The sequence below is a fragment of the Neoaquamicrobium microcysteis genome (genome assembly GCF_008180155.1).
GTDB classification, from domain to species: Bacteria; Pseudomonadota; Alphaproteobacteria; order Rhizobiales; family Rhizobiaceae; genus Aerobium; species Aerobium microcysteis.
In genome coordinates, this window is the sequence record NZ_VSZS01000050.1 from 1 (window position 1) to 19,545 (window position 19,545).

At 66.0% G+C, this 19,545-nt stretch carries 19 protein-coding genes; 10 read left to right on the forward strand and 9 right to left on the reverse strand.

Annotated elements, in window-relative coordinates:
- Positions 1-92: 92 nt before the first annotated feature.
- From FY036_RS01610 to FY036_RS01630, 5 genes are all read left to right on the forward strand, one after another.
- The gene (locus FY036_RS01610; RefSeq protein ID WP_201744674.1) at positions 93-3,179 is read left to right on the forward strand and encodes a baseplate multidomain protein megatron; all 3,087 of its coding nucleotides are present in this window, start codon (positions 93-95) and stop codon (positions 3,177-3,179) included.
- 53 nt (positions 3,180-3,232) lie between these two features.
- Positions 3,233-3,613, forward strand: coding sequence for a hypothetical protein (locus tag FY036_RS01615; RefSeq protein ID WP_201744675.1), 381 nt, complete (start codon positions 3,233-3,235; stop codon positions 3,611-3,613).
- A gap of 74 nt (positions 3,614-3,687) precedes the next feature.
- On the forward strand, positions 3,688-4,764 hold the full coding sequence (locus FY036_RS01620) for a DUF2793 domain-containing protein (protein WP_148912969.1): 1,077 nt from the start codon (positions 3,688-3,690) through the stop codon (positions 4,762-4,764).
- Positions 4,765-4,783: 19 nt separating this feature from the next.
- Positions 4,784-5,071: a DUF6127 family protein gene (locus FY036_RS01625; protein WP_148912970.1), complete on the forward strand. Its 288-nt coding sequence runs from the start codon at positions 4,784-4,786 to the stop codon at positions 5,069-5,071.
- A gap of 71 nt (positions 5,072-5,142) precedes the next feature.
- Positions 5,143-5,817, forward strand: a complete 675-nt coding sequence (locus FY036_RS01630) for a YcbK family protein (protein WP_148912971.1) — start codon at positions 5,143-5,145, stop codon at positions 5,815-5,817.
- Between the two features lie 239 nt (positions 5,818-6,056).
- Here FY036_RS01630 and FY036_RS01635 read toward each other — a convergent pair whose 3' ends face one another.
- From FY036_RS01635 to FY036_RS01670, 8 genes are read right to left on the reverse strand one after another with little or no spacing between them, the layout of a single operon-like run.
- Complete coding sequence (locus tag FY036_RS01635; RefSeq protein ID WP_148912972.1) at positions 6,057-7,745, reverse strand: complex I subunit 5 family protein; 1,689 nt, start codon at positions 7,743-7,745, stop codon at positions 6,057-6,059.
- Positions 7,742-9,220 carry a complex I subunit 5 family protein gene (locus tag FY036_RS01640; protein ID WP_148912973.1) on the reverse strand — a complete coding sequence of 493 codons (1,479 nt, stop codon included), beginning with the start codon at positions 9,218-9,220 and terminating at the stop codon, positions 7,742-7,744. Before FY036_RS01640 ends, FY036_RS01635 begins: the two co-directional genes overlap by 4 nt.
- Positions 9,217-10,674 (reverse strand): complex I subunit 5 family protein, encoded by a 1,458-nt coding sequence (locus tag FY036_RS01645; RefSeq protein WP_148912974.1) that lies wholly within the window; start codon positions 10,672-10,674, stop codon positions 9,217-9,219. The genes FY036_RS01640 and FY036_RS01645 overlap by 4 nt, the downstream gene beginning before the upstream one ends.
- On the reverse strand, positions 10,671-10,991 hold the full coding sequence (locus tag FY036_RS01650; protein WP_148912975.1) for an NADH-quinone oxidoreductase subunit K: 321 nt from the start codon (positions 10,989-10,991) through the stop codon (positions 10,671-10,673). The genes FY036_RS01645 and FY036_RS01650 overlap by 4 nt, the downstream gene beginning before the upstream one ends.
- A 7-nt stretch (positions 10,992-10,998) precedes the next feature.
- Positions 10,999-11,943 carry an MnhB domain-containing protein gene (locus tag FY036_RS01655; RefSeq protein WP_148912976.1) on the reverse strand — a complete coding sequence of 315 codons (945 nt, stop codon included), beginning with the start codon at positions 11,941-11,943 and terminating at the stop codon, positions 10,999-11,001.
- A complete protein-coding gene (locus FY036_RS01660) occupies positions 11,940-12,239 on the reverse strand; it encodes a cation:proton antiporter (RefSeq protein ID WP_148912977.1) in 300 nt (99 codons plus the stop codon). Before FY036_RS01660 ends, FY036_RS01655 begins: the two co-directional genes overlap by 4 nt.
- Positions 12,236-12,523, reverse strand: a complete 288-nt coding sequence (locus FY036_RS01665) for a monovalent cation/H+ antiporter complex subunit F (RefSeq protein WP_199257650.1) — start codon at positions 12,521-12,523, stop codon at positions 12,236-12,238. Before FY036_RS01665 ends, FY036_RS01660 begins: the two co-directional genes overlap by 4 nt.
- A complete protein-coding gene (locus FY036_RS01670; protein ID WP_161601072.1) occupies positions 12,510-13,022 on the reverse strand; it encodes a Na+/H+ antiporter subunit E in 513 nt (170 codons plus the stop codon). The genes FY036_RS01665 and FY036_RS01670 overlap by 14 nt, the downstream gene beginning before the upstream one ends.
- A gap of 364 nt (positions 13,023-13,386) precedes the next feature.
- Here FY036_RS01670 and FY036_RS01675 point away from each other — a divergent pair, with 364 nt between their 5' ends.
- The 4 genes from FY036_RS01675 to FY036_RS01690 all read left to right on the forward strand — a co-directional run bounded on the left by FY036_RS01675 (position 13,387) and on the right by FY036_RS01690 (position 17,838).
- Positions 13,387-13,779, forward strand: coding sequence for a hypothetical protein (locus FY036_RS01675; RefSeq protein ID WP_148912979.1), 393 nt, complete (start codon positions 13,387-13,389; stop codon positions 13,777-13,779).
- A 128-nt stretch (positions 13,780-13,907) separates the two neighbouring features.
- Positions 13,908-15,257, forward strand: a complete 1,350-nt coding sequence (locus FY036_RS01680) for an MgtC/SapB family protein (protein ID WP_161601073.1) — start codon at positions 13,908-13,910, stop codon at positions 15,255-15,257.
- Positions 15,258-15,306: 49 nt separating this feature from the next.
- Positions 15,307-16,389 (forward strand): patatin-like phospholipase family protein, encoded by a 1,083-nt coding sequence (locus FY036_RS01685; RefSeq protein ID WP_148912981.1) that lies wholly within the window; start codon positions 15,307-15,309, stop codon positions 16,387-16,389.
- Between the two features lie 6 nt (positions 16,390-16,395).
- Positions 16,396-17,838, forward strand: a complete 1,443-nt coding sequence (locus tag FY036_RS01690) for a GntP family permease (RefSeq protein ID WP_148912982.1) — start codon at positions 16,396-16,398, stop codon at positions 17,836-17,838.
- Between the two features lie 87 nt (positions 17,839-17,925).
- On the opposite strand, the gene FY036_RS24025 is transcribed toward FY036_RS01690, so the two are convergent.
- A complete protein-coding gene (locus FY036_RS24025; protein WP_210247463.1) occupies positions 17,926-18,426 on the reverse strand; it encodes a zinc ribbon domain-containing protein in 501 nt (166 codons plus the stop codon).
- Positions 18,427-18,653: 227 nt separating this feature from the next.
- On the opposite strand from FY036_RS24025, the gene FY036_RS01700 reads away from it, so the two are divergent.
- Positions 18,654-19,514 carry a universal stress protein gene (locus FY036_RS01700; protein ID WP_161601074.1) on the forward strand — a complete coding sequence of 287 codons (861 nt, stop codon included), beginning with the start codon at positions 18,654-18,656 and terminating at the stop codon, positions 19,512-19,514.
- Positions 19,515-19,545: the final 31 nt, after the last annotated feature.

Genomic DNA, 19,545 nt, shown 5'->3' on the forward strand with positions numbered 1-19,545 from the left:
AACAAATTTCTGCTCAGGTCCCATTTGAACTGCAAAGCGTTACACTCCAGTCTCGCGCAAACAATTGAAATTGCACAATACGCGGATCTCAATTGAAACGTAAATCGACAGGTGTCGAAGTGTCTGCCAAGTCGACCACGCCTCTGTCCTGGTCGGTCAACGGCGTCAGCCGCGCCAATGCCTTCCTCGTCAGCCGCGACGATCAGGATCGGCCGGTCTATGGCGGCACGCCGTCCGACTTCGCCGTCGTGCAGGCGATCCAGGAGATGAAGGCGCGCGGGCTGCGCGTCACCTTCTATCCCTTCATCCTGATGGATGTGCCGCCCGGCAACACGCTGCCGAACCCGTATTCCGACAATGCTGCCGCGACGGGTCAGCCCGTATTTCCATGGCGGGGGCGGATCACCTGTTCCCCCGCGGCGGGCTATGCCGGAACCGTGGACAAGACGGCCGCCGCCACAGCGCAGGTTTCGGCACTGTTCGGCACGGCGACGCCCGCGAACTTCAGCGTCTCGGGCCAGTCGGTCGTCTGGACCGGCCCGTCTGGCGATTGGGGCCTGCGGCGCATGGTGCTGCACTATGCCCATCTCTGCGCGGCGGCGGGCGGGGTCGACGCCTTCCTGATCGGCACCGAGATGCCGGGGCTGACCACGATCCGCTCGGGCGCGTCAACCTATCCCGCCGTGCAAGGCTATCGGGATCTGCTCGCGGATGTCCGCTCTATCCTCGGGTCCGGCACGAAGATCGGCTACGCCGCGGACTGGTCGGAGTATTTCGGGCACCAGCCGGGCGATGGTTCGGGCGACGTGTTCTTTCACCTCGATCCGCTCTGGGCCGATCCGGAGATCGATTTCGTCGGCATTGACAACTATATGCCCCTGTCGGACTGGCGGGACGGATTCGAACATGCCGACGCCGCCGAAGGCTGGCCCGCGATCTACGACAGGGCCTACCTTCAGGCGAACATCGCGGGCGGCGAAGGCTTCGACTGGTTCTATGCCAGCGCGGCCGACCGATCCGCGCAGGTCCGCACCCCGATCACCGACGGTGCTGCGGGCAAGCCATGGGTCTTCCGCTACAAGGATCTGCGCGCCTGGTGGTCGAACCCGCACTACGACCGCCCGGGCGGGGTGGAGAGCGGGACGCCGACGGCATGGGCGCCGCAGTCCAAGCCGATCTGGTTCACGGAGCTCGGCTGTCCTGCCATCGACCGGGGCACCAACCAGCCCAACGTCTTCTTCGACCCGAAGTCGTCCGAAAGCTTCACGCCTCATTTCTCGCGGGGCTGGCGGGATGATGCGATCCAGCGGGCGTATCTCGAAGCGACCTATCTCTGGTGGGGCACCCCGGCGAACAACCCGGTGTCCTCGGTCTATGGCGGCCGCATGGTGCACGTCCCCGAATGCGCCGCCTGGACCTGGGACGCGCGGCCGTACCCATTCTTTCCGGCGCTGGCCGACGTCTGGACGGACGGCGCGAACTGGCGGCTTGGCCACTGGCTGACCGGGCGGCTCGGCGCTGTGTCGCTGGCGGCCCTCGTCCGCCATCTCTGCCTGCGCGCCGGACTGCCCGCGTCCCGGATCGACGTTTCAGGGCTTTGGGGCGCGGTCGAAGGCTACGCCATCACGGCGCTGGAAAGCCCGCGCGCCTCGATCACCACGCTGTCGCGCCACTTCGGCTTCGACGCCGTGGAGACCGAAGGGGTCATTCGTTTCATCATGCGCGGCCGGACGTCTGTCGCCACCCTCGGGCCCGACGATCTGGTAGCCGCCCGCGAGGGCGACGTGCTGGAACTGACCCGCGGTCAGGAGACCGAACTGCCGCAGGCGCTGAAGTGGCAGGTCGCGCGCGCCGACGAGGACTACGACGCCGCCCTCGTCGAGGCGCGGCGCATCACCGTCGATACGACCCGCATCGCCTCCGAGTCCTTCCCCATGGCGGTGCCGCCCGAGGAAGCCGAGCGGCGCTGCCGCCGCGCGTTGATGGAGGCGTGGGTCGGTCGCGAGACCGCGGCGTTCCGTCTTCCGCCCTCGCGCCTCGCGCTGAACCCGGCCGATGCGATCCGGCTCGGGCATGACGGGCGGCTCGTCAATCTGCGGCTCGTCTCGATCGCCGATTCTGGTGCCCGCGGCATCGAGGCGGTCCGCCAAGATCGGACAACCTATGATCTGCCGCCTGGCGATCCCCGCGCGGCGTCGCTGACGCGGGCGGTCGTGTTCGGCGCGCCGGATGCGGTGCTGATGGATCTGCCGCAACTGACCGAGGACCAGGCCGCGTATCGACCGCTGATCGCCGCGCACGCGGTTCCATGGCCGGGCGAGATGGCGGTGTTTCGCAGCCCCTCGACCGATGGCTTCGAGCTACTCACGACGTTCGGCAGCCGCGTCCGGATCGGGACACTGGTCTCGGACTTCTACACGGGCCCTACGTCGCGCTTCGATCTCGGCAATGCGCTGGTGGTCGATCTGCTGACCGGCACGCTGGAGAGCGTCACCGACCTGACCCTGTACGGCGGTGCAAACGCTCTGGCCATCGAGAGCGCGCCCGGCGCCTGGGAGATCGTGCAGGCGGGCGCGGCCGAGCTGCTGGCGCCCGGCCGGTATCGGCTGACCCGCTTGCTGCGGGGGCAGCGAGGGACCGAGGGTGCCATGGGCAATCCGGCTCCGGCAGGCGCGCGGGTCGTCGTGCTGGACACCGCGCTGGCGTCTCTGCCGATCGCCGAGGCCGACCTCGGCATCCCGTGGCACTGGCGCATCGGCCCCGCAAGCCGCCCGGTCAGCGACGAGACCTATGTGGAGCAGGCCTTCACGCCCGAGGGCGTCGGGCTGCGGCCGTTCTCCGTCGCGCATGTCGAGCAGCCATGGCGCAGGCCGCGAACGTCCGGCGATCTGACCATCCGCTGGACACGCCGGTCCCGCGCGCTCGCCGCCAACAGCTGGGGCGGGCTCGAGGTGCCGCTGGCCGAGGAGCTTGAAGCCTACGAGGTCGAGATCCTTGATGGCGCCACCGTGATGCGGGGGCTGAGCACCGCCACGACCAGCGCGGTCTACACCGCCGCCCAGCAGACCGCCGACTGGGGCGCGCCGCTCGGCCCCGGCGACACGCTCGACATCCGCATCTTCCAGCTTTCCGCCCTCGTCGGGCGGGGCGCGCCCAAGCCTGTCACTCTGACCTTGTGAGGCAGCGCAATAAGTTCTGGTCCGGCGCGCACTCTGCAGCGTAGGCTCCCTTCATGCGCCCCAACGACGAAGACAGGATTGCCGCAAAGCTTGCCAGAGTGATGGCCGTGGCCTGCGTGCGCAACACGCAACTCGAGACCCTGCATGCCGGCCTGACGCCCGTCTCCCACACGGGCGATGGCAGCGATGTCATCGTCGAGGACGCTGCGGGCAGACGCATTCCGTGGTCCGATGTCTCGCGGATCAATGACGACGAGATGCGCGCGCTGATGCGCGAGATCGTGGACCGGCTCTACACCTTCCATCTGCGGATCGACGATCCCGCCTTCCGGGCCGAGATCGATCGCTGGGCCGCGATGACCGCGAAGTGGGATGCGCCGAAGCCCGATCCGGTTCTCTCGGCCATTCCGGCGGAGCCGCCCAAGCGCAGGTAGCTCGCCAGTTCCACTGCCGCGCCATTGTTCGCCGCCTGCCACGCAGGCGGCGTTCTTCGTTCTGGAGACCGCCCATGTCCGACGCCACGACCCATCTCCTGCTGCCCTACATCCTGGCGGCGCAGGCCCAGAAGCACGTCACCCACAACGAGGCGCTGCGGACTCTCGACGGGCTCGTGCAGCTCTCGGTCCTCGACCGGGACCTGACCGCGCCGCCCGGTTCGCCCGCCGATGGCGACCGCTTCATCGTCGGCTCCGGTGCGACAGGCGACTGGGCGGGCTGGGACCTGAACGTCGCGCTCTGGACGGACGGGGCTTGGCTGCGTCTGCCGCCGCGGACCGGCTGGCGGGCGTGGGTCGAGGACGAGAGCCTGCTGCTGGTCTACGACGGCGCGGGCTGGGTCGGGACCACGCCGGACGCGCTGCAGAACCTCGCACTGCTGGGGCTCGGGACCACCGCGGATGCGTCGAACCCGTTCTCTGCCAAGCTGAACGCCGCACTCTGGACGGCGAAGACCGTGGCTGAGGGCGGGACCGGCGACCTGTTCTACACCATGAACAAGGAGGCCGCGGGCGACGATCTCGGGCTGACGCTGCAGACCGGCTTCGTCACCAAGGCGCTGGTGGGGCTCTTTGGTTCCGACCGCTTCCGCCTCGCGGTCTCCGCCGACGGCAGCACGTTCTTCGACGGGCTGAGCGTGGATAACGCCACCGGCATCGTGGACCAGCCCCGGCTGCCGCGCTTCAAGGCGTATACGAACTACGACAACTACGTGGGCGTCGGCACCTGGACGAAGATCGGCCTCAACAACACCGACTACAATGATCAGGGCGCGTTCGACGCCGCGAACAATCACTTCGTGGCCCCGGTCGACGGCACCTACCTCTTCGGCGCGACGCTGCTCTACAAGATCAACGCCAGCGCCACAGCGCGCATGCGCGGGCGGCTCGTCCTGAACGGCACGACGGAAATCCGCGGCTCCCTCGGCGAAATCTCCGCCACCCATGTCTCGCTCGCTACCGCGATCTGGCTTCAGACCATGCTGCCGCTGACGGCAGGCGATACCGTCGAGCTGCAGGGGTATTTCCGGGTCGCGGACGGCTACTTCGCCGCCGACCACACTTCCTTCTGGGGCTGCAAGATCGGCTGAGCGGCGGAAGGAGGATCCGATGAACCCACCCCGATCCGAGGGCTTCGTGCGCATGCCCGACGCCGAGTTCGAGGCGATCCTGACCCGGGCGGCGGAGGAAGGCGCGAAACGCGCGCTCTCTGATGTCGGGCTCGACGGCGACGAGGCTGCGCTCGACATCCGCGATCTGCGCTCCCTGGTGGACTGCATCCGGCTGGTGCGCCGCACCGCGATGCAGACCGCCGTCCGCATGATCACCACCGGCGTCATGCTGGCGCTGCTCGCGGGCATAGCCATCAAGCTCAAGATCTTCGGCGGCGGTCCGTAGCCGCGTACCCCCATCCATCAGCCCGCAATGACCCGCCCTCGAGGCGGGTTTTTCGTTTTCGGAGGACCCCCATGACGACGACCTTCCACCGCCACTGGCGCGACGTGCCCGAGGGCACCTGGCGCTGGCCGAATTTCTCACCCGCCGAGATCGCCTGCCGGGGCACCGGCAAGCTGCTCATCAACGAACCGGCGCTCGACAGGCTGCAGGCGCTGCGCGACAGGCTGGGCAAGCCGCTGATCGTGCGTTCCGCCTATCGCAGCCCCGAGCACAACCGCGCCGTGGGCGGCGCGACGCGCTCGAAGCATATGGATGGCGCGGCCTTCGACATCGCCATGGCGAACCACGACCCCGTGGCCTTCGAGGCGGCGGCGCGGGAGGTCGGGTTCCTCGGCTTCGGCTTCTATCCGCGATCGGGGTTCATGCACATCGACCTCGGGCCCGCACGTCAGTGGGGCGAGCGCTTCCCGGTCCGGGCGACTGCCTTCGCCGAAGAATCGCCACCAGCGCGCGAGGTTTTGGCCGCCAGCCGCACCATGAAGGGTGGAGGGGCGGCTGGTGTGGCGACGCTGGGCGCAGCAGGGGTGGAGGTCGCGCAGAGTATCTTGGCCGAGACCCAGACCGCCATCCTGCCGCTCGTGCCGTATCTCGACGCCCTGCGCTGGGTCTTCATCGTAGTCGCGCTTGGGGGCATCGCGGTCACGATCTACGCCCGCCTCGACGATTGGAAGCGGGGGCGGCGGTGATCGCCGCGCTCCTAACCGGTTTGGCCGCCAGCCCGTGGATGCGGACGGCTTTGCGCTACGGCGCTGTCGACCGCGCGGTCTGCCTGTTCCTGCCGTCGATCTGTCGTACCGCCCGGCCTGCGGGCATGGAACAGCGCAACGACATGACGAACGGCCACTCCAGAAGAGTACTCCGCTGTCTGCGGCGACACCTTCCAATTCCGGTGCATCTGGCCCGGGGCGGGGCGGCTGGCGGGCCGTCAGGCAAGCGCGGCGAATAGGCCCAACGCGACGAGAATCAGGGTGACCGAGGTCGCCGCGTGGTCGTTGATCAACCGCTCCAGCCGTTCCAGCCCCTCAGCGATCACCGGTAAGGTCTTTCCTTTCTCGACCGGCTTCTCTGACCCGCCCGCCGATACGGCGGCTTGAGTTGCAGCGGCCGCACGGGCGCTGAACCTCGCGACCACTCCGAGCAGGTCGCCTTCGGGGAGCGACGGGGCGCGCAATCCGGTTCCCACCGCGGCGATGACGAGAACCGCTGCGAGCCCGAGGGGCCAGGCGCTGGCGCTGAGCGCTAGTAGGTCGATCGTCCCGTAGGGCGCCATGCCCATCACCGGAGTATAGAGATACCACGGCAGGGCGAGCGCAGCGGCGGCCAGCGTCACCATCGGCACGACCATGAGACCGGGGGGGCGATCTGCCGTTTCAGCCTTGGGCAGAGTAAACAGAAAGCGCGCAAGCAGAAGCCCCGACGTTAGCGCGGAGAGGCCGACTAACGTCGCGCCAAAGTCGCCCGCAGGGCCCTTGATCGCCGATTTCGCCAAGGCCCCGGCGGTGAAAGGCAGCCCGGCGATCGACAAGGCGACCAGTGCAAGGACCGCGATGACCAAAACCCGCGACGCGCCACGCGCCTTGCCGGCGACGCCGACGCCCAGAAACAGCGCCCCCTTTGCGAGCCCATGGTGCAGTGCATAAAGCGACACCGCCGGGAGCACCGAGACAGCCGGCAGGCCCGCCGCCAGCGCCGCGCCCATCGCGCCCATCAGGAGCCCCATTTGGCTGACGGTTGAATAGGCCAGCACGGTCTTGGGATCGCGCTGCATCGCGCCGTAAAGTGCCGCTGCGAATAGCCCGGTGAACGCAGCAAGGGCAAGCACAGTCCCGCTGACCGGCCACGCCTGACCCCACGGCAAAAATGTTACCAGTCCGAAAACACCTGCCTTGACAATGGCGCCCGACAGCACCGCCGAGGCTGGAACCGGCGCCGCCGGATGCGCCACCGGAAGCCAGACATGCAGCGGCACCAGACCCGCCTTGATGCCGAATCCCGCGATCAGCAGCCACTGGACCAAAGGATCGGCCGTTGGAGCGGCAAGGCTCACGCGGACTTTGTCGATAAGGGTGGTTCCCCCCGCCGCCTCGACGGCCATCAGGAACCCTGCCAGCAACGCCGTCTCACCGATCACCGCAAGGATGATGTAGACTGCCCCGGCCCACATTGAGGCTGGCTTGCGATCATGGATCACGAGCGGATAGGCAGCCAGCGACACCAGCGCGAAGTAGACGTAGAAGCTTGCTAGATCCGCCGCCAAGAATACCCCCAGATTTCCGGCAAGGACAAGCATCCAAAACAGTACGAAAGTTGGAGCCCGCGGATCGCCGCGCATGTAGCGCAGGGCATAGACCCCGGCGCAGAGCCATACCAGCCCGGCACCGCCCAGGAACATCGCGCCCGTGTCTGTCAGTCGTAGCCCGCCGTCGAGCAGGATCCATCTCACGCTGAAGGTGTCGTCTCGCGGCGCCAGTAACACGGCGGCGAGTGCCGGTAGCGGCCCGAGCGGCAGCGTCGGCAGCATTTTCGGCCCAAGTTTCGGCACTAGGCACAGGACACCTAGAAGGAGCGGCCAGAGGATCACGAACGGCAGCAGAAGGGTGGCTTCGGTTGTCATTTCAGGTATCCCCTCTCTGCGATCAGCACGGCCCAGCTCAGGGGGCTGAGCGGGAAAGTCGCAAAGAGTCCGGCTGCAAGCACTGTCAGGCCGGTCAACGCGGCAGGGAGGACCAGCATCCGATTCCAGGTGCCGTCCAGTTCCCGCACCGGCAACCGGCCTTCGGGTGGTGGAAGCAGGTAGGCGCGATAGAGAAGCGGCAGGAAGTAGAGTGCGTTCAGAAGCGACGATCCCGCCAGCACAGCGATGACCCATCGCGCGTCAGATTGCAGCCCGCCCAATCCCAGGTACCATTTCGAGATGAAGCCTGCGGTCGGCGGAATGCCGATCATGCCAAGCGCACCGATGCTGAATGCCGCCATCGTCACCGGCATCGCCCGCCCGGCGCCGTCGAGATCCGTCACCGACTTTATCCCCATCCGGTTGGCCAGTGTGCCCGCGCACATGAACAGGGTGATCTTCATGATCCCCTGATGCACTAGATGCACCAACGCCCCGATGATGGCGAAGGGACCGATCAGGCTGGCGCCGAGAATGATGTAGCTGACTTGGCTTACCGTCGAATAGGCGAGCCGCTTCTTGATGTCATTCTGCATCAGGGCGCGGAACGACCCGTAGAGGATCGTCGCCCCGGCCAGCATGGCGAGCGGCGTGGCGAGACCGAGATCCGAGACCGTCTCGATGCCGAAGACGTCGTAGATAATCCTCAATATCCCGAAGGCGCCGGCCTTGACCACGGCCACGGCGTGCAGAAGCGCGCTGACCGGCGCGGGTGCTGCCATGGCCTCGGGCAACCATCCGTGAAACGGGATGAGCGCCGCCTTGACCCCAAGCCCGCCGATACAAAGGATGAAGATTAGCGTGAGCTCGAGCCGCGGAATACCGGATAGGTCAGGCGGCGCAGTGAACTCGACCCTGCCTACGAGCGAACTCAGCCAGACGATGCCCGCCAGATAGGCGGCGCTGCCAGCCAGGGTGTAGATCAGGTAGATGCGCCCCGCGCGTAGAGACTTCTCGTCACCCCGGTGGACGACCAGCGGCCACGTCGCCAACGTCAGGAGCTCGTAGAACAGGAAGAACGTGATCGTAGTGCCCGACATGGCCACGCCGGTCGCAGCCAGGACGCAGAGGTTGAAGAACCCGAAAAAGCGCGCGAGGTGAGGGCCGCGCCCAAAATAGCCGATCGCGAAGACCGTTGTGATCAGCCACAGGAAGGCCGAGAGGGTGACAAACAGCAGCGCGATTGAATCAGCCCGGAGGATGAAGTCGTGGCCCGGCAGGAACTCGTAGCGCCATTCCGTGATCACGCCCTCCCGCGCTGCCAGCAGGAGAAAGCCCACGAGCCCCAGCTTGATCAGGGCGAAGCTGATGTTGGTCACGTCGCGCCATACCGCCATGCGGTCGGGCAGGGCGAAGCTGATCAGTGCCGGAACGAAGGGCAGGAAGACCAACAGCAGGGGGAGGAAATGGATCATCGGACATCCACCGCCACAGCCGCCGGCAGCCTTGCCGAGGTCGCACTGGCAGCGACATCGACCATCGCCTGTCCGGCGAACCCTAGAGACACTGCCAGAAGCGCCAACGCCAGCGGTGCGGCGGTGCGCAGCGGGGCCGTCGCCTCGACCACTGGCGTGTCGCTGCCGGCGAAGGTCCAGGCCAGCGGGTTGAATAGGTAGACTGCGGCCATCAACCCGCCGACGATCAGCACGGCGGCGGCGAACACGGCGCCCTGCTCCACTGCGGCCTCGAGCAGGAGAAATTTCGCGATAAAGCCGGCCGAAGGCGGCAGGCCCATCAGCGACACCGCAGCCAGCCCGAATGCCGCAACGGTCAACGGCATCGCCCGCGCAAGCCCGTGAAGGTCTTTGAGACGGTGGCCGTTGACGGCCTTGAGCATCAAACCCGCGGCAAGGAACATCGCCGCCTTGGCAAGCATGTGGGCAATCGCGTGGATCGTCATCCCGGCCCAAGCCCCGCCGCTCCCTGCCGCAGTCGCGACCAGAGGGAAGGCCAGCAGGAGATAGCCGATTTGCGCCACGGTCGAATAAGCCACGAGGGCCTTCAGGCTGTCCTGCCGGATCGCCTGAACCGAGCCGTAAAGGACTGCCAGCGCACCGAGCCAGCCGAGCACCTCCAGCCCTGCAGGAGCGACGATGGCCGGGAATGCCTCGAACCACAGGCGCAGCAGGATCACGAAGCCCACCTTCACGACGATCGCCGAAAGCAGGGCGCTGGCGGGGGCGGGTGCTGCTGCATGCGCCGGCGGCAGCCAGCCGTGCAGTGGAAAGACCGCCGCCTTGATCAGCAGCCCCGCCGTCATCACCGCGAGCGCCGTCTTGGTCGCGAGGTCAGGCCGCGCCATCTCGGCCAGGAGCGTCACATCCACCGTCGCATAATTCGCGAACAGGAGGGCCACGCCCAGCAGGTAGGCCAGTGAACCGACCAGAGCGATCACGAAATAGCGCAAGGCCGCGCGCAACGAGCCCATCGCCGCCATCGCCACCGCCGCCAGGCTGACCATCTCCAACGCGATGTAAAGGTTAAAGAGATCGGTGCTCAGGAACCCGGCATTCGCTCCGCCCCACAACAGGTAGAAGAGCGGCCAGAAGGCATAGCCGTGGGCGGTTTCCGATCGGTCCGGGCCAGGTGCGAATTCATGAAGCGCATACAGTCCAACAATCGAGGCGCAGGCAGCCGTGGCGCCCACCATCAGCTGTGCAACCCCATCCGCGCGCAATTGAACTCCCAGCGGCAGGTTCCAGTCGCCGACCACATGTGCCGAGCCCTCTGGCAGCAGCAACAGCCAGACCGTGAGGCCCGCCATGACCGGGATTGCCGTAAGCAGTAACCAGCGCACCCAGGTGCCAAGGAGCAAGGCCGCGATCATTAGGGCGAGCGGAACCGCGACAAGCAGGTCGAGCGGGCTCATGTGTGGTCGTCGGTTGTCTTGGCCGCCGCCTTGTCGTCCGGCGCACGCTCATCCTCGGCCACACGCAGAATCAGCGCCGCGCCGAAGGCAGTAAGCGCCACGGCGACGACGATTCCGGTGATCACCAGCGCCTGCGGGAAAGGGTCGGTCGAGGCAGCCCCGCGTCCAAGGCCACCCAAGACAAGAAAGATCCCTGCGCCAACCACGTTGACGGCCAGGATCTGACGCAGCGGATGGCGCAGGATCAGGAATCCATAAAAGCCGAGCCCCACCAAGGCCACGCCCGTCAATGGGTAAAGATGCAGGAGCACCGTCATGCCTCGGTCAGCCTTCGTGATCGGGCGCCACCGGCGGTCCGGCCACCTGCAGCGCGAGGGTAACGCCGATCGACAGCGCAAGGCTGTATTCGATAGCGACGATCAAGGCCTTCTCGAAGCCTGGCGGATAGAACAAGAACCGGCCCTGGGCGATGCCCGCCAGGCCAATAATGAGAAAGACCGCCGGGCCAAGCACCAGAGCCACGCGGAGGTAGCGGTCGTCGGCGCGCGGCCATGAAACCGCGCCGCCGATCGCGGCGATGATCAGACCGCCCGCCAGCACGGTTCCGGCCTGGAACGCTCCGCCCGGCAGGTCCGACCCCGCCCAGACCAGGTAGGCCGCCATGACCAGCGCCAGGGGCAAGAGCAGCCGACCGAAAGCTGCGGCCACGCCATGTCCCCCATTCTCCGCCAGTGCCAGCGCCGCGGGCCGCTGCGGCCAAGCACCGCGAGGGGCGAGCGACCAGACCGCCACAAGGGCGCCCAGCAGGACGAAAGCTTCCAATAAGGTATCGTAGGCGCGAAAGGCCAGAAGCACGCCAGTCACCGGGTTCTCGATGCCAAGGCCCGGCATCAGCGCGGCGATCGACCCACCCAAGTCGTCGGCGGGCGCGACACTCAGAACTGCGGATCCGATCAGTGCCGCGAAGCCAGCGCAGGCTACCAGTGCACCGGTTCGAAGCCAGCCGGGCATCTCGGCGCTGACAAGGTCGTCGCCAAGCGCCATCAGCCTTTGCCGCGTTAGGATCAGCAGAACTCCGGTGACGCCCGCTCCGATGGCGATTTCCGCCATCGCGACATTTACAGCGTCCATCGCGAGCCATGCCAGACCGAGCAAGTTTCCGAGCACGATGAAGAAGACGATCGCCGCCAGCGCGTTGCGCATAAGCAGCGCCGCGGCGGCAGTGCCGACGATCATCAGACAGAGGATCATGTCGAAGGCCAGCGTCATTCGTCGGAGCCCCGCTCGGCCGAAGTCTTCGCACGGCGAGCCATCAGCTGCGCGGTCGCTCCGGCGGCCATGAGCGCGAACAGCCAGACGGCGGCGATCTTGACGGCGGCGGCAACCGAGCCCCAGTGCAACGCGGCGGCAAGCGCCACGAAACCCAGACCGACGTTGTCGGCTTTGGTGAGCGCGTGCAGCCTCAATTCGGCATCTTGGAACCTGAGCAGCCCCAGCGATCCGGCCGCATAGAAGAATACACCGACGTAAAGAAGCGCGGGTACGAGGTAGTCCGTGAGGGTCATGGCTGTGTCTCTCGCGGCTTGCGCCCAGTGCTCCGGCGCTCGCGCACGAAGGCGAGAATTGCCACCGACGCTAGCACCGTCGCCACCAACGCGGCGTCCAGCATCGATGCGTCGTCCCTGGCCGCGCCCAGCGTCAGCGCCACGCCGACCCCGCTGGTCGCGACGAGTTGAGCGGCCATCACGTGATCGATCGCCCGTGGTCCGTGCCAGGCGCGAAAAAGCGCCAGCGCCAGCGCGAGCAGCAGGGCGATGGCGGCGAGCATGAAATGGTCAGTTGTGTCCACGATGCCCTCCGGTGTGGCGCGGGGCGGCGACAGGGGCACCGAACAGGCGAAGCACGCGGCGTTCCTCTGCTTCCAGGCTGCGCGTGTCGAAATCGTCAATGTCAAGCACGTGGACCTCCAGCGCGCCGCCGCGGACCCCTGCAGCCAATGAGCCGGGCAGAACGCTGACGACCCCGCCAAGCACGGCATTCACCTCGACGATATTCGTTGAGAGCGGAATCCGGAACCACCCGGGCCGGACCGGCAGACGTGGGTCGAGCACCCTCCGCGCGACATCCAGCCCCCCCCAGAAGCCGCGGAGCAGGAGGTGGGGCACGTACAGGACTGCCCACCCCAGCCGGATCCCCGGTTGCGTCGCCGGATACAGCACCAGGCTAACCCATGTTGCCAGCAGAACCGCTGGCGCCCCGTGGTAAAGCGCATCCGTCACGCCGCCCGTCAGCGCCAGCCAGAAGAGGGAGAAGGTGACGAGGCGTGCCACTGACGAATGCACTTGCATGATCTGAGTCCAATCTTCACACCCACCGACACCCGATGGTCCAGTCGCGTAGTGCATGGAAATGATGGACCAAGACTGACTAGAAGGTTTTTTGGTTTAGCACAACTGGAAAGAAGCATTAGCAGCACGTTTCCAAGAAAAAATCGCGCAACGGGCGACTGCCAGTCGCCAGCGGAAACGCTTGCTGATCGCGACCCGAAAGCGTACATTTTAAAACGGTACTCCAGATTTAGGTCAATAAATCAGTCAGGCACCGTGCGCAGTTTCGTTTTATTCACGGGTTGATGCAGACGATGCCTATTCGTCCCTCCGACTCGCGCGGACTCCGTCCCACGGACCCGCCGATCCGCCCGGCGGGCGGGCGGTGATCGCCACCATGCGCGGCGAGGAACGCGCAATTTCCCCGTTGCTCACCGAGGCGCTGGGCCTCGACTGCATTGTGCTAACGAGCTTTGACACCGACCGGTTCGGGACCTTCACCCGTGAGATCGAGCGGACCGGGACGCAGCTTGACGCCGCGCTCGGCAAGATCGCCGCGGCCTTCGAGCATGGCCCGAATGCGCGCGTGGCGATCGCGAGCGAGGGCAGTTTCGGGCCGCACCCCTGGCTTCCGCTCGGCCGCGAGCTCGTGCTGCTTGTCGTTCGGCAGACCGGGCTTGAGCTCGCGGGCCACGATGCCACCCTCGACGCTCACTTTGCCCATTGTATTGTCGACGGCCCTGCTCCGGCCCTGGCGTTCGCCGAGCGCATGCGGTGATGGCTTGCATGAACGCCGACTGCTCGGCACTCAGATGGGCCACGACCGTTCGCGCGCGGTAAGAATTCTCCTCTCATGGACAGAAGTCCGTTGCCAAACGGCATTGCCCAAGGTTCAAGGTGGGGCCGTTGCTGCGGCAGCAGTATGAACCGCCTACCGCGCGACCAGTCGTTTTGCTGGATGCGGCAACAAATGGTGAAATTAACTTGGAAACCTCTCAGGCCTTATTGCTGCTCGAAGCCCTGGGCATCGGCCTACTGATCGGGATCGAGCGCGAGCGCAATGCAGGAGAGCCCGGAGGCCCCGCCCCGGCAGGCGTGCGCACCTTCGCGCTCGCCTCGCTGACCGGCGCGCTGAGTCAGATTGCCGGAGGGTGGCCGATGCTGGCCGTCGCCATCGCCGTCATCGGCGGCCTGCGCATGGTGACGCATCTGTCTCTGCCGGATCGGCAGGCGGGTCTGACCACCAGCCTTGCGCTGCTGATCGTGGTCATGCTGGGTGCATTGTCGATCGAGCACACCTTCCTCGCGGCGGCTTCGGGAGTCCTCGTGGCGGCGCTGTTGGCGGCCCGCACGGTTCTGCGCGAGTTCAGCCGCTCGGTGCTCAACGATTTCGAGGTCCGCGACGGTCTGATCCTCGGTGTCTCGACGCTCTTGATCCTGCCGATCCTGCCGAACGAAGGCCTGGGGCCGGGCGGGGCAATCAACCCGCAGAACCTGTTCGTGATCGTCATCCTGGTGATGGCGATCGGCGCTGTCAGCCACATCTCCACCCGGGTGTTCGGCGCAAGGCTGGGGTTGCCACTGAGCGGTTTCCTGTCCGGGTTCGTCTCGAGCACCGCGACCGTGGTGGCAATGGCGAAGAAAGTGCAGGATCGGCCGGTCGACACCTATCCGGCCGCTGCGGGTGTCACGTTCTCGTCGGTCTCCTCGCTCGTGCAGACAGGGATCGTGCTGCTCTTCCTCAGCCCTTCGATGTTTGCTCTGTCAGCGCCGATCCTGATCGTCCCGACCGCGGTGGCGCTGCTCTACGGGACGGCGCTTGCGCGTTTCGGATCGCGCGACGGGCCAAGAGAGCGTGAGGGTCTCGACCTTCCCAGCCGCATCTTCAGCATCCGGGCGGCCATCAGCTTTGCCCTGACCGTCGCCACGGTCATCGTCGTCTCCGCGTTGCTGAATGATCAATTCGGGAGCGAGGCGGTCCTGTGGTCAGCCGCACTCGCGGGCCTCGTCAGCACCAGTTCCGCCGCTGTTGCGCTGGCCTCGCTGGTTTTGGCCGGGCAGTTGCCGGCATCCGAGGCGGTCGTGCCGCTGGCAGCAGCGATCAGTGTGAATGCCGGTGTGCGGATCGTCCTGGCCCTTCGCGGAGGGGCGACGCCGTTCGGCTGGACTGTCGCCGGCGGCCTGCTGCTGACCGCCGCCGCCGTCTGGGCAGGGTGGTGGTTTGCAGCCGCCATCAGCAGCATGATCACGGAGTGAGCTTCGTGCCGCGGCGTTGACAGGGAAAGTGCTATGTGTGGAGAGCGATATGGCCCAGCAACAGCCCACAAAGACGATCGATCTGGCGCTTCAGGGCGGCGGATCCCACGGGGCGCTGACTTGGGGGGTGCTCGACCGCATCCTCGAAGACGAACGGCTGGAGATCGCAGGCATCAGCGGGACCAGCGCTGGGGCGATGAATGCCGTGGTGCTGGCGCAAGGGTTCCACCAGGGCGGCCGGGACGGAGCGCGCGATGCGCTCGCCGCCTTCTGGCGGGCGGTGAGCGATGCGGCGCGCTTTTCGCCGGTGCAGCGCAACTGGTGGAACAGGCTCACCAGCAACTTCAACCTCGACAGGTCGCCCGGCTATCTGTACTTGGACAATATGACGCGGTTGTTCTCGCCCTATGAGCTCAATCCGCTGAATATCAACCCGTTGCGCGACCTTGTTGCCAGCACGGTCGACTTCGATCGGGTCAATTCCTGCGCGATTCCGAAGATCTTCGTCACCGCCACCAACGTTCGGACCGGCCAGGCGCGCGTCTTTACCCAGCCGCATCTGTCGGTGGAAACGATCATGGCCTCGGCCTGTCTGCCATCGGTGTACCAGGCGGTCGAGATCGACGGCGAGGCCTATTGGGACGGCGGCTACATCGGCAATCCGGCGCTTCACCCCCTCGTCGACCAGACCGACTGTCGCGACATGGTCATCGTCCAGATCAATCCGATGACCCGCCGCGAACTGCCGCGAACGGGGCGGGATATTCTCAACCGAGTGAATGAGATCAGCTTCAATTCCAGCCTCATCAAGGATCTGCGGGCGATCCAGCTGCTGCACCAGCTTATCGATGCGGAGGGAATTGAGACGGAGCGATACCGCGACATGCGGGTTCATTTGATCCATGCCGCTGAAGAATTACAGGATCTGGACTCCTCGAGCAAGCTCAACGCCGAATGGACATTCCTCACCCACCTGCACGAGCGCGGCCGGGCTTGGGCGCACCAGTGGCTAAAGGCGAATTATGACGGGATCGGTGTACGCTCCACCTTCGATCTCGACGCGTTGTTCGCCGACTCGCTTCGTCTGGTTAGGGCGCCCGAGCGGTCGAGCACCAACCGGTCAGCGGAGTAGTCGCCAATGTATGGCATCTTGGTTGTCGTCGCCGCGCTCGGTGGGCTCATTTATCTCGCCTATCGCGGCGTAACCCTGCTGATCCTGGCGCCGGGCCTTGCCATGCTCGCCGTGCTCGCCTCGCTCGAACGGCCCCTGCTTGCCAGCTACACCCAGATTTTCATGGTGGCGGCGGGCGACTTCATCGTCCAGTACTTTCCGGTCTTCCTGCTCGGCGCCATCTTTGGCAAGCTGATGGAGGACTCCGGCAGTGCTGAGGTTCTGGCCAATGCCACGATCCGCAAGCTTGGCAGCGAACGTGCGATCCTTGCCGTGGTGCTGTCCTGCGCGGCGATGACCTATGGCGGGGTATCGCTGTTCGTCGTCGCGTTCGCGGTGTTTCCGATCGCTGCTGCAGTGTTCCGTCGCGCCGACCTCCCCAAGCGCTTGATACCGGGCACCATCGCTCTTGGCGCCTTCACCTTCACCATGACCGCGCTGCCCGGTACGCCGGCGATCCAGAACGCCATCCCGATGCCTTATTTTGGCACTTCGCCGTTTGCCGCGCCGGGGCTCGGCATCCTGACCGCCCTGATCATGTTTGCGCTTGGCCAACTGTGGCTGGAGCGACGGGCGCGGGCCACCTCCGAAGGCTATGGCGATCACCCGGACACAGCACCGCTCGCCGCCACGGCCTTGCGCGACCGCGCCGCGGCCGAAGGCTTCGACATTGCCGAAATCTCCGCCGAAGCGCGTCCGGCCGAGCTGCCGTCCCTGATGCTGGCGGCAATGCCGCTTGCCACAGTAATTGCCGTCAATCTCGCCTTCACCACCCTCGTCATCCCGGCCATGAACACTGACTACCTTGCTGCTTCAGAATATGGCGCGACGACAATCGATTCGGTGCGCGGCATCTGGTCCATCATCGTTGCTCTGGTCATCTCGATCCTAGTGATGATTGCCGTGAACCGGTCGCGCCTGCCTAGGCTGAACACCACCCTCGACGCCGGCGCCCACGCCTCGCTGCTGCCGATTTTCAACACCGCGAGCCTTGTCGGATTCGGGTCCGTCATCGCCTCGCTGTCGGCCTTCGCCCTGATCCGCGATTCGGTGGTCGACATCGGCGGCGACAATCCCCTGATCTCGGTTGCGGTCTCGGTCAGTCTTCTCGCCGGTATGACCGGCTCGGCCTCCGGTGGCATGAGCATTGCGCTCACCACGCTCGGCGCCGTCTATCTGGAGACGGCCCAGGCCGCAGGCATCTCGCCCGACCTGATGCACCGGGTGACTGCGGTGGCCACCGGCGGGCTCGACGCATTGCCCCATAACGGTGCCGTCATCACGCTGCTGGCAATCTGCGGCCTGACGCACCGCGAGGCCTATTTTGACATTGCCGTCGTCGCCGTGGTTGTGCCGATCATCGCGCTGATCGTGCTGATCACCCTGGGAACGTTGCTGGGGAGTTTCTGAGAAGGAATCCCAGTCAAGTCAGCCCGGCCTGCAAAGGTATTCCGCCAGAGGCCGGTGGCGCGCGTGCAAGCATACCTCCGTGCATCGTCATCCGCGTGGAGAGGCAGCTCGCCACAAGAGAAGGTTGGACGTCAGGCCCATCCCCTCCGCGTCCATCCGGAGCCGGACGTTTAACCCGCCTGTGCCGATGTCGACACGCTCGACCAGCAATGTCACGATGCGTGCCTGCTCGGCAGGGAAGAGTTCGTCCCACAGCGGGTCGAGCTGCTGCAATGCCGCGCGGGCGTCGGCCTCGGAGACGCCGTCGGCGTGGGCACGCGCCGCCTTCCAAGTCCCCGCAACAACCTCTGGCTGTCGGAACACGACACGGAGTTGGTCGGTGACCGCGGCCTCGATCTCCCCCGCCGGCACGCGACCGACCGGGCATGATCCGGCCCCGTGCTTCAGGACGGTCTGGCTGACGTAGTAGCGGTAAAGCCTGTCGCCCTTGCGGGTGTGCCCTCGCCCACCAGCCAGAGGACGAGGTCGGCATGAATCGCGGCTCTCATCCCGGGAGCTTTGCTCCGATGCGAGAGGCCCGCCCAGCACCGAGGTGGTGAAGCCAGAACCAGGCCGATCAGCGATCAGCCTTAGGATGAGTCAGCCCCCTTGCGTCAGTCCCTGAAACCGCACGACTTCGCCAGCATCAGCGCCATGGCGAGCAGCACGAGAGAAAGCGCCTGCCGCCTGTGCTAGCGTCCTGGGCGCTTTCGGGTTTTCCCGCGGATGTTTCGATGCAATACTGCGAGGGGTCCCGTTTGATTGCTTGCCCCCCCATGCCCATGCTGAAATCGATCCTTGTTGCCTCCGATCTTTCGTCCCGCTCCACGCCCGCCGTTCAGCGTGCTGTGCGGCTCGCCGAAGTGACCGGTGCGGCGCTCTGCGTTTTGCATGTGGTCGAGGACGACCTGCTCGAAGACCGGATGCGCCACGAAATCTGGAGCGCCGAGGATTACCTGACTGCTCAGGTTGCAAGTTTCGGCAAACCCGGCGCCTGCGAAGTGGCTGTGCTTGCGGGCCATGCCTTTCACGTCATCGGGCAAGAGGCGCGCACCCGCGAAGCCGATCTGATCGTCATGGGGGCGCATCGGCGGCAGTTCCTGCGCGACGTTTTCGTGGGCACGACTATCGAGCGTGTCACCCGAACGTCGGGACGCCCGGTCGTAATGGCAAACGACGGTAGGGGCGGGCCCTGGCGTCAGGTTCTAATTGCAACGGACATGTCCGAAGCGTCAGGCCAAGCCGCCCGCAAGGCGCATGCGCTCGGCCTGCTGGACAACGCCAATGTCACGTTCGTGCATGGCTACGCACCGATCACGCGACAAATGATGACTCATGCGGGCATCCCGGCCGAGCGGGTTCACGAGGAAGCCGAGCGCGAGTTCCAGGCCACGCGTCGAGAACTTGGCCGGTTCATTCAGGGCCTCGAACTAGGCGATCTGAATTATAGCGCCCGCATCATCGAAGGCGTCGGCGCGGATGCCATCGCCGGTTTTGTGCAGCAAGCAAAGCCCGATCTTCTGGTGATCGGCACGCGCGGGCTCTCGGGGATCAAGCGTGTGTTTCTTGGCAGTGTCGCGCAGGATCTGATGGGTAGCGTCGAGATCGACGTGCTGGCGGTTCCGCCCCAGGGATGAGACGCCCGCGAGCCCATCGGCCCCTGACTGA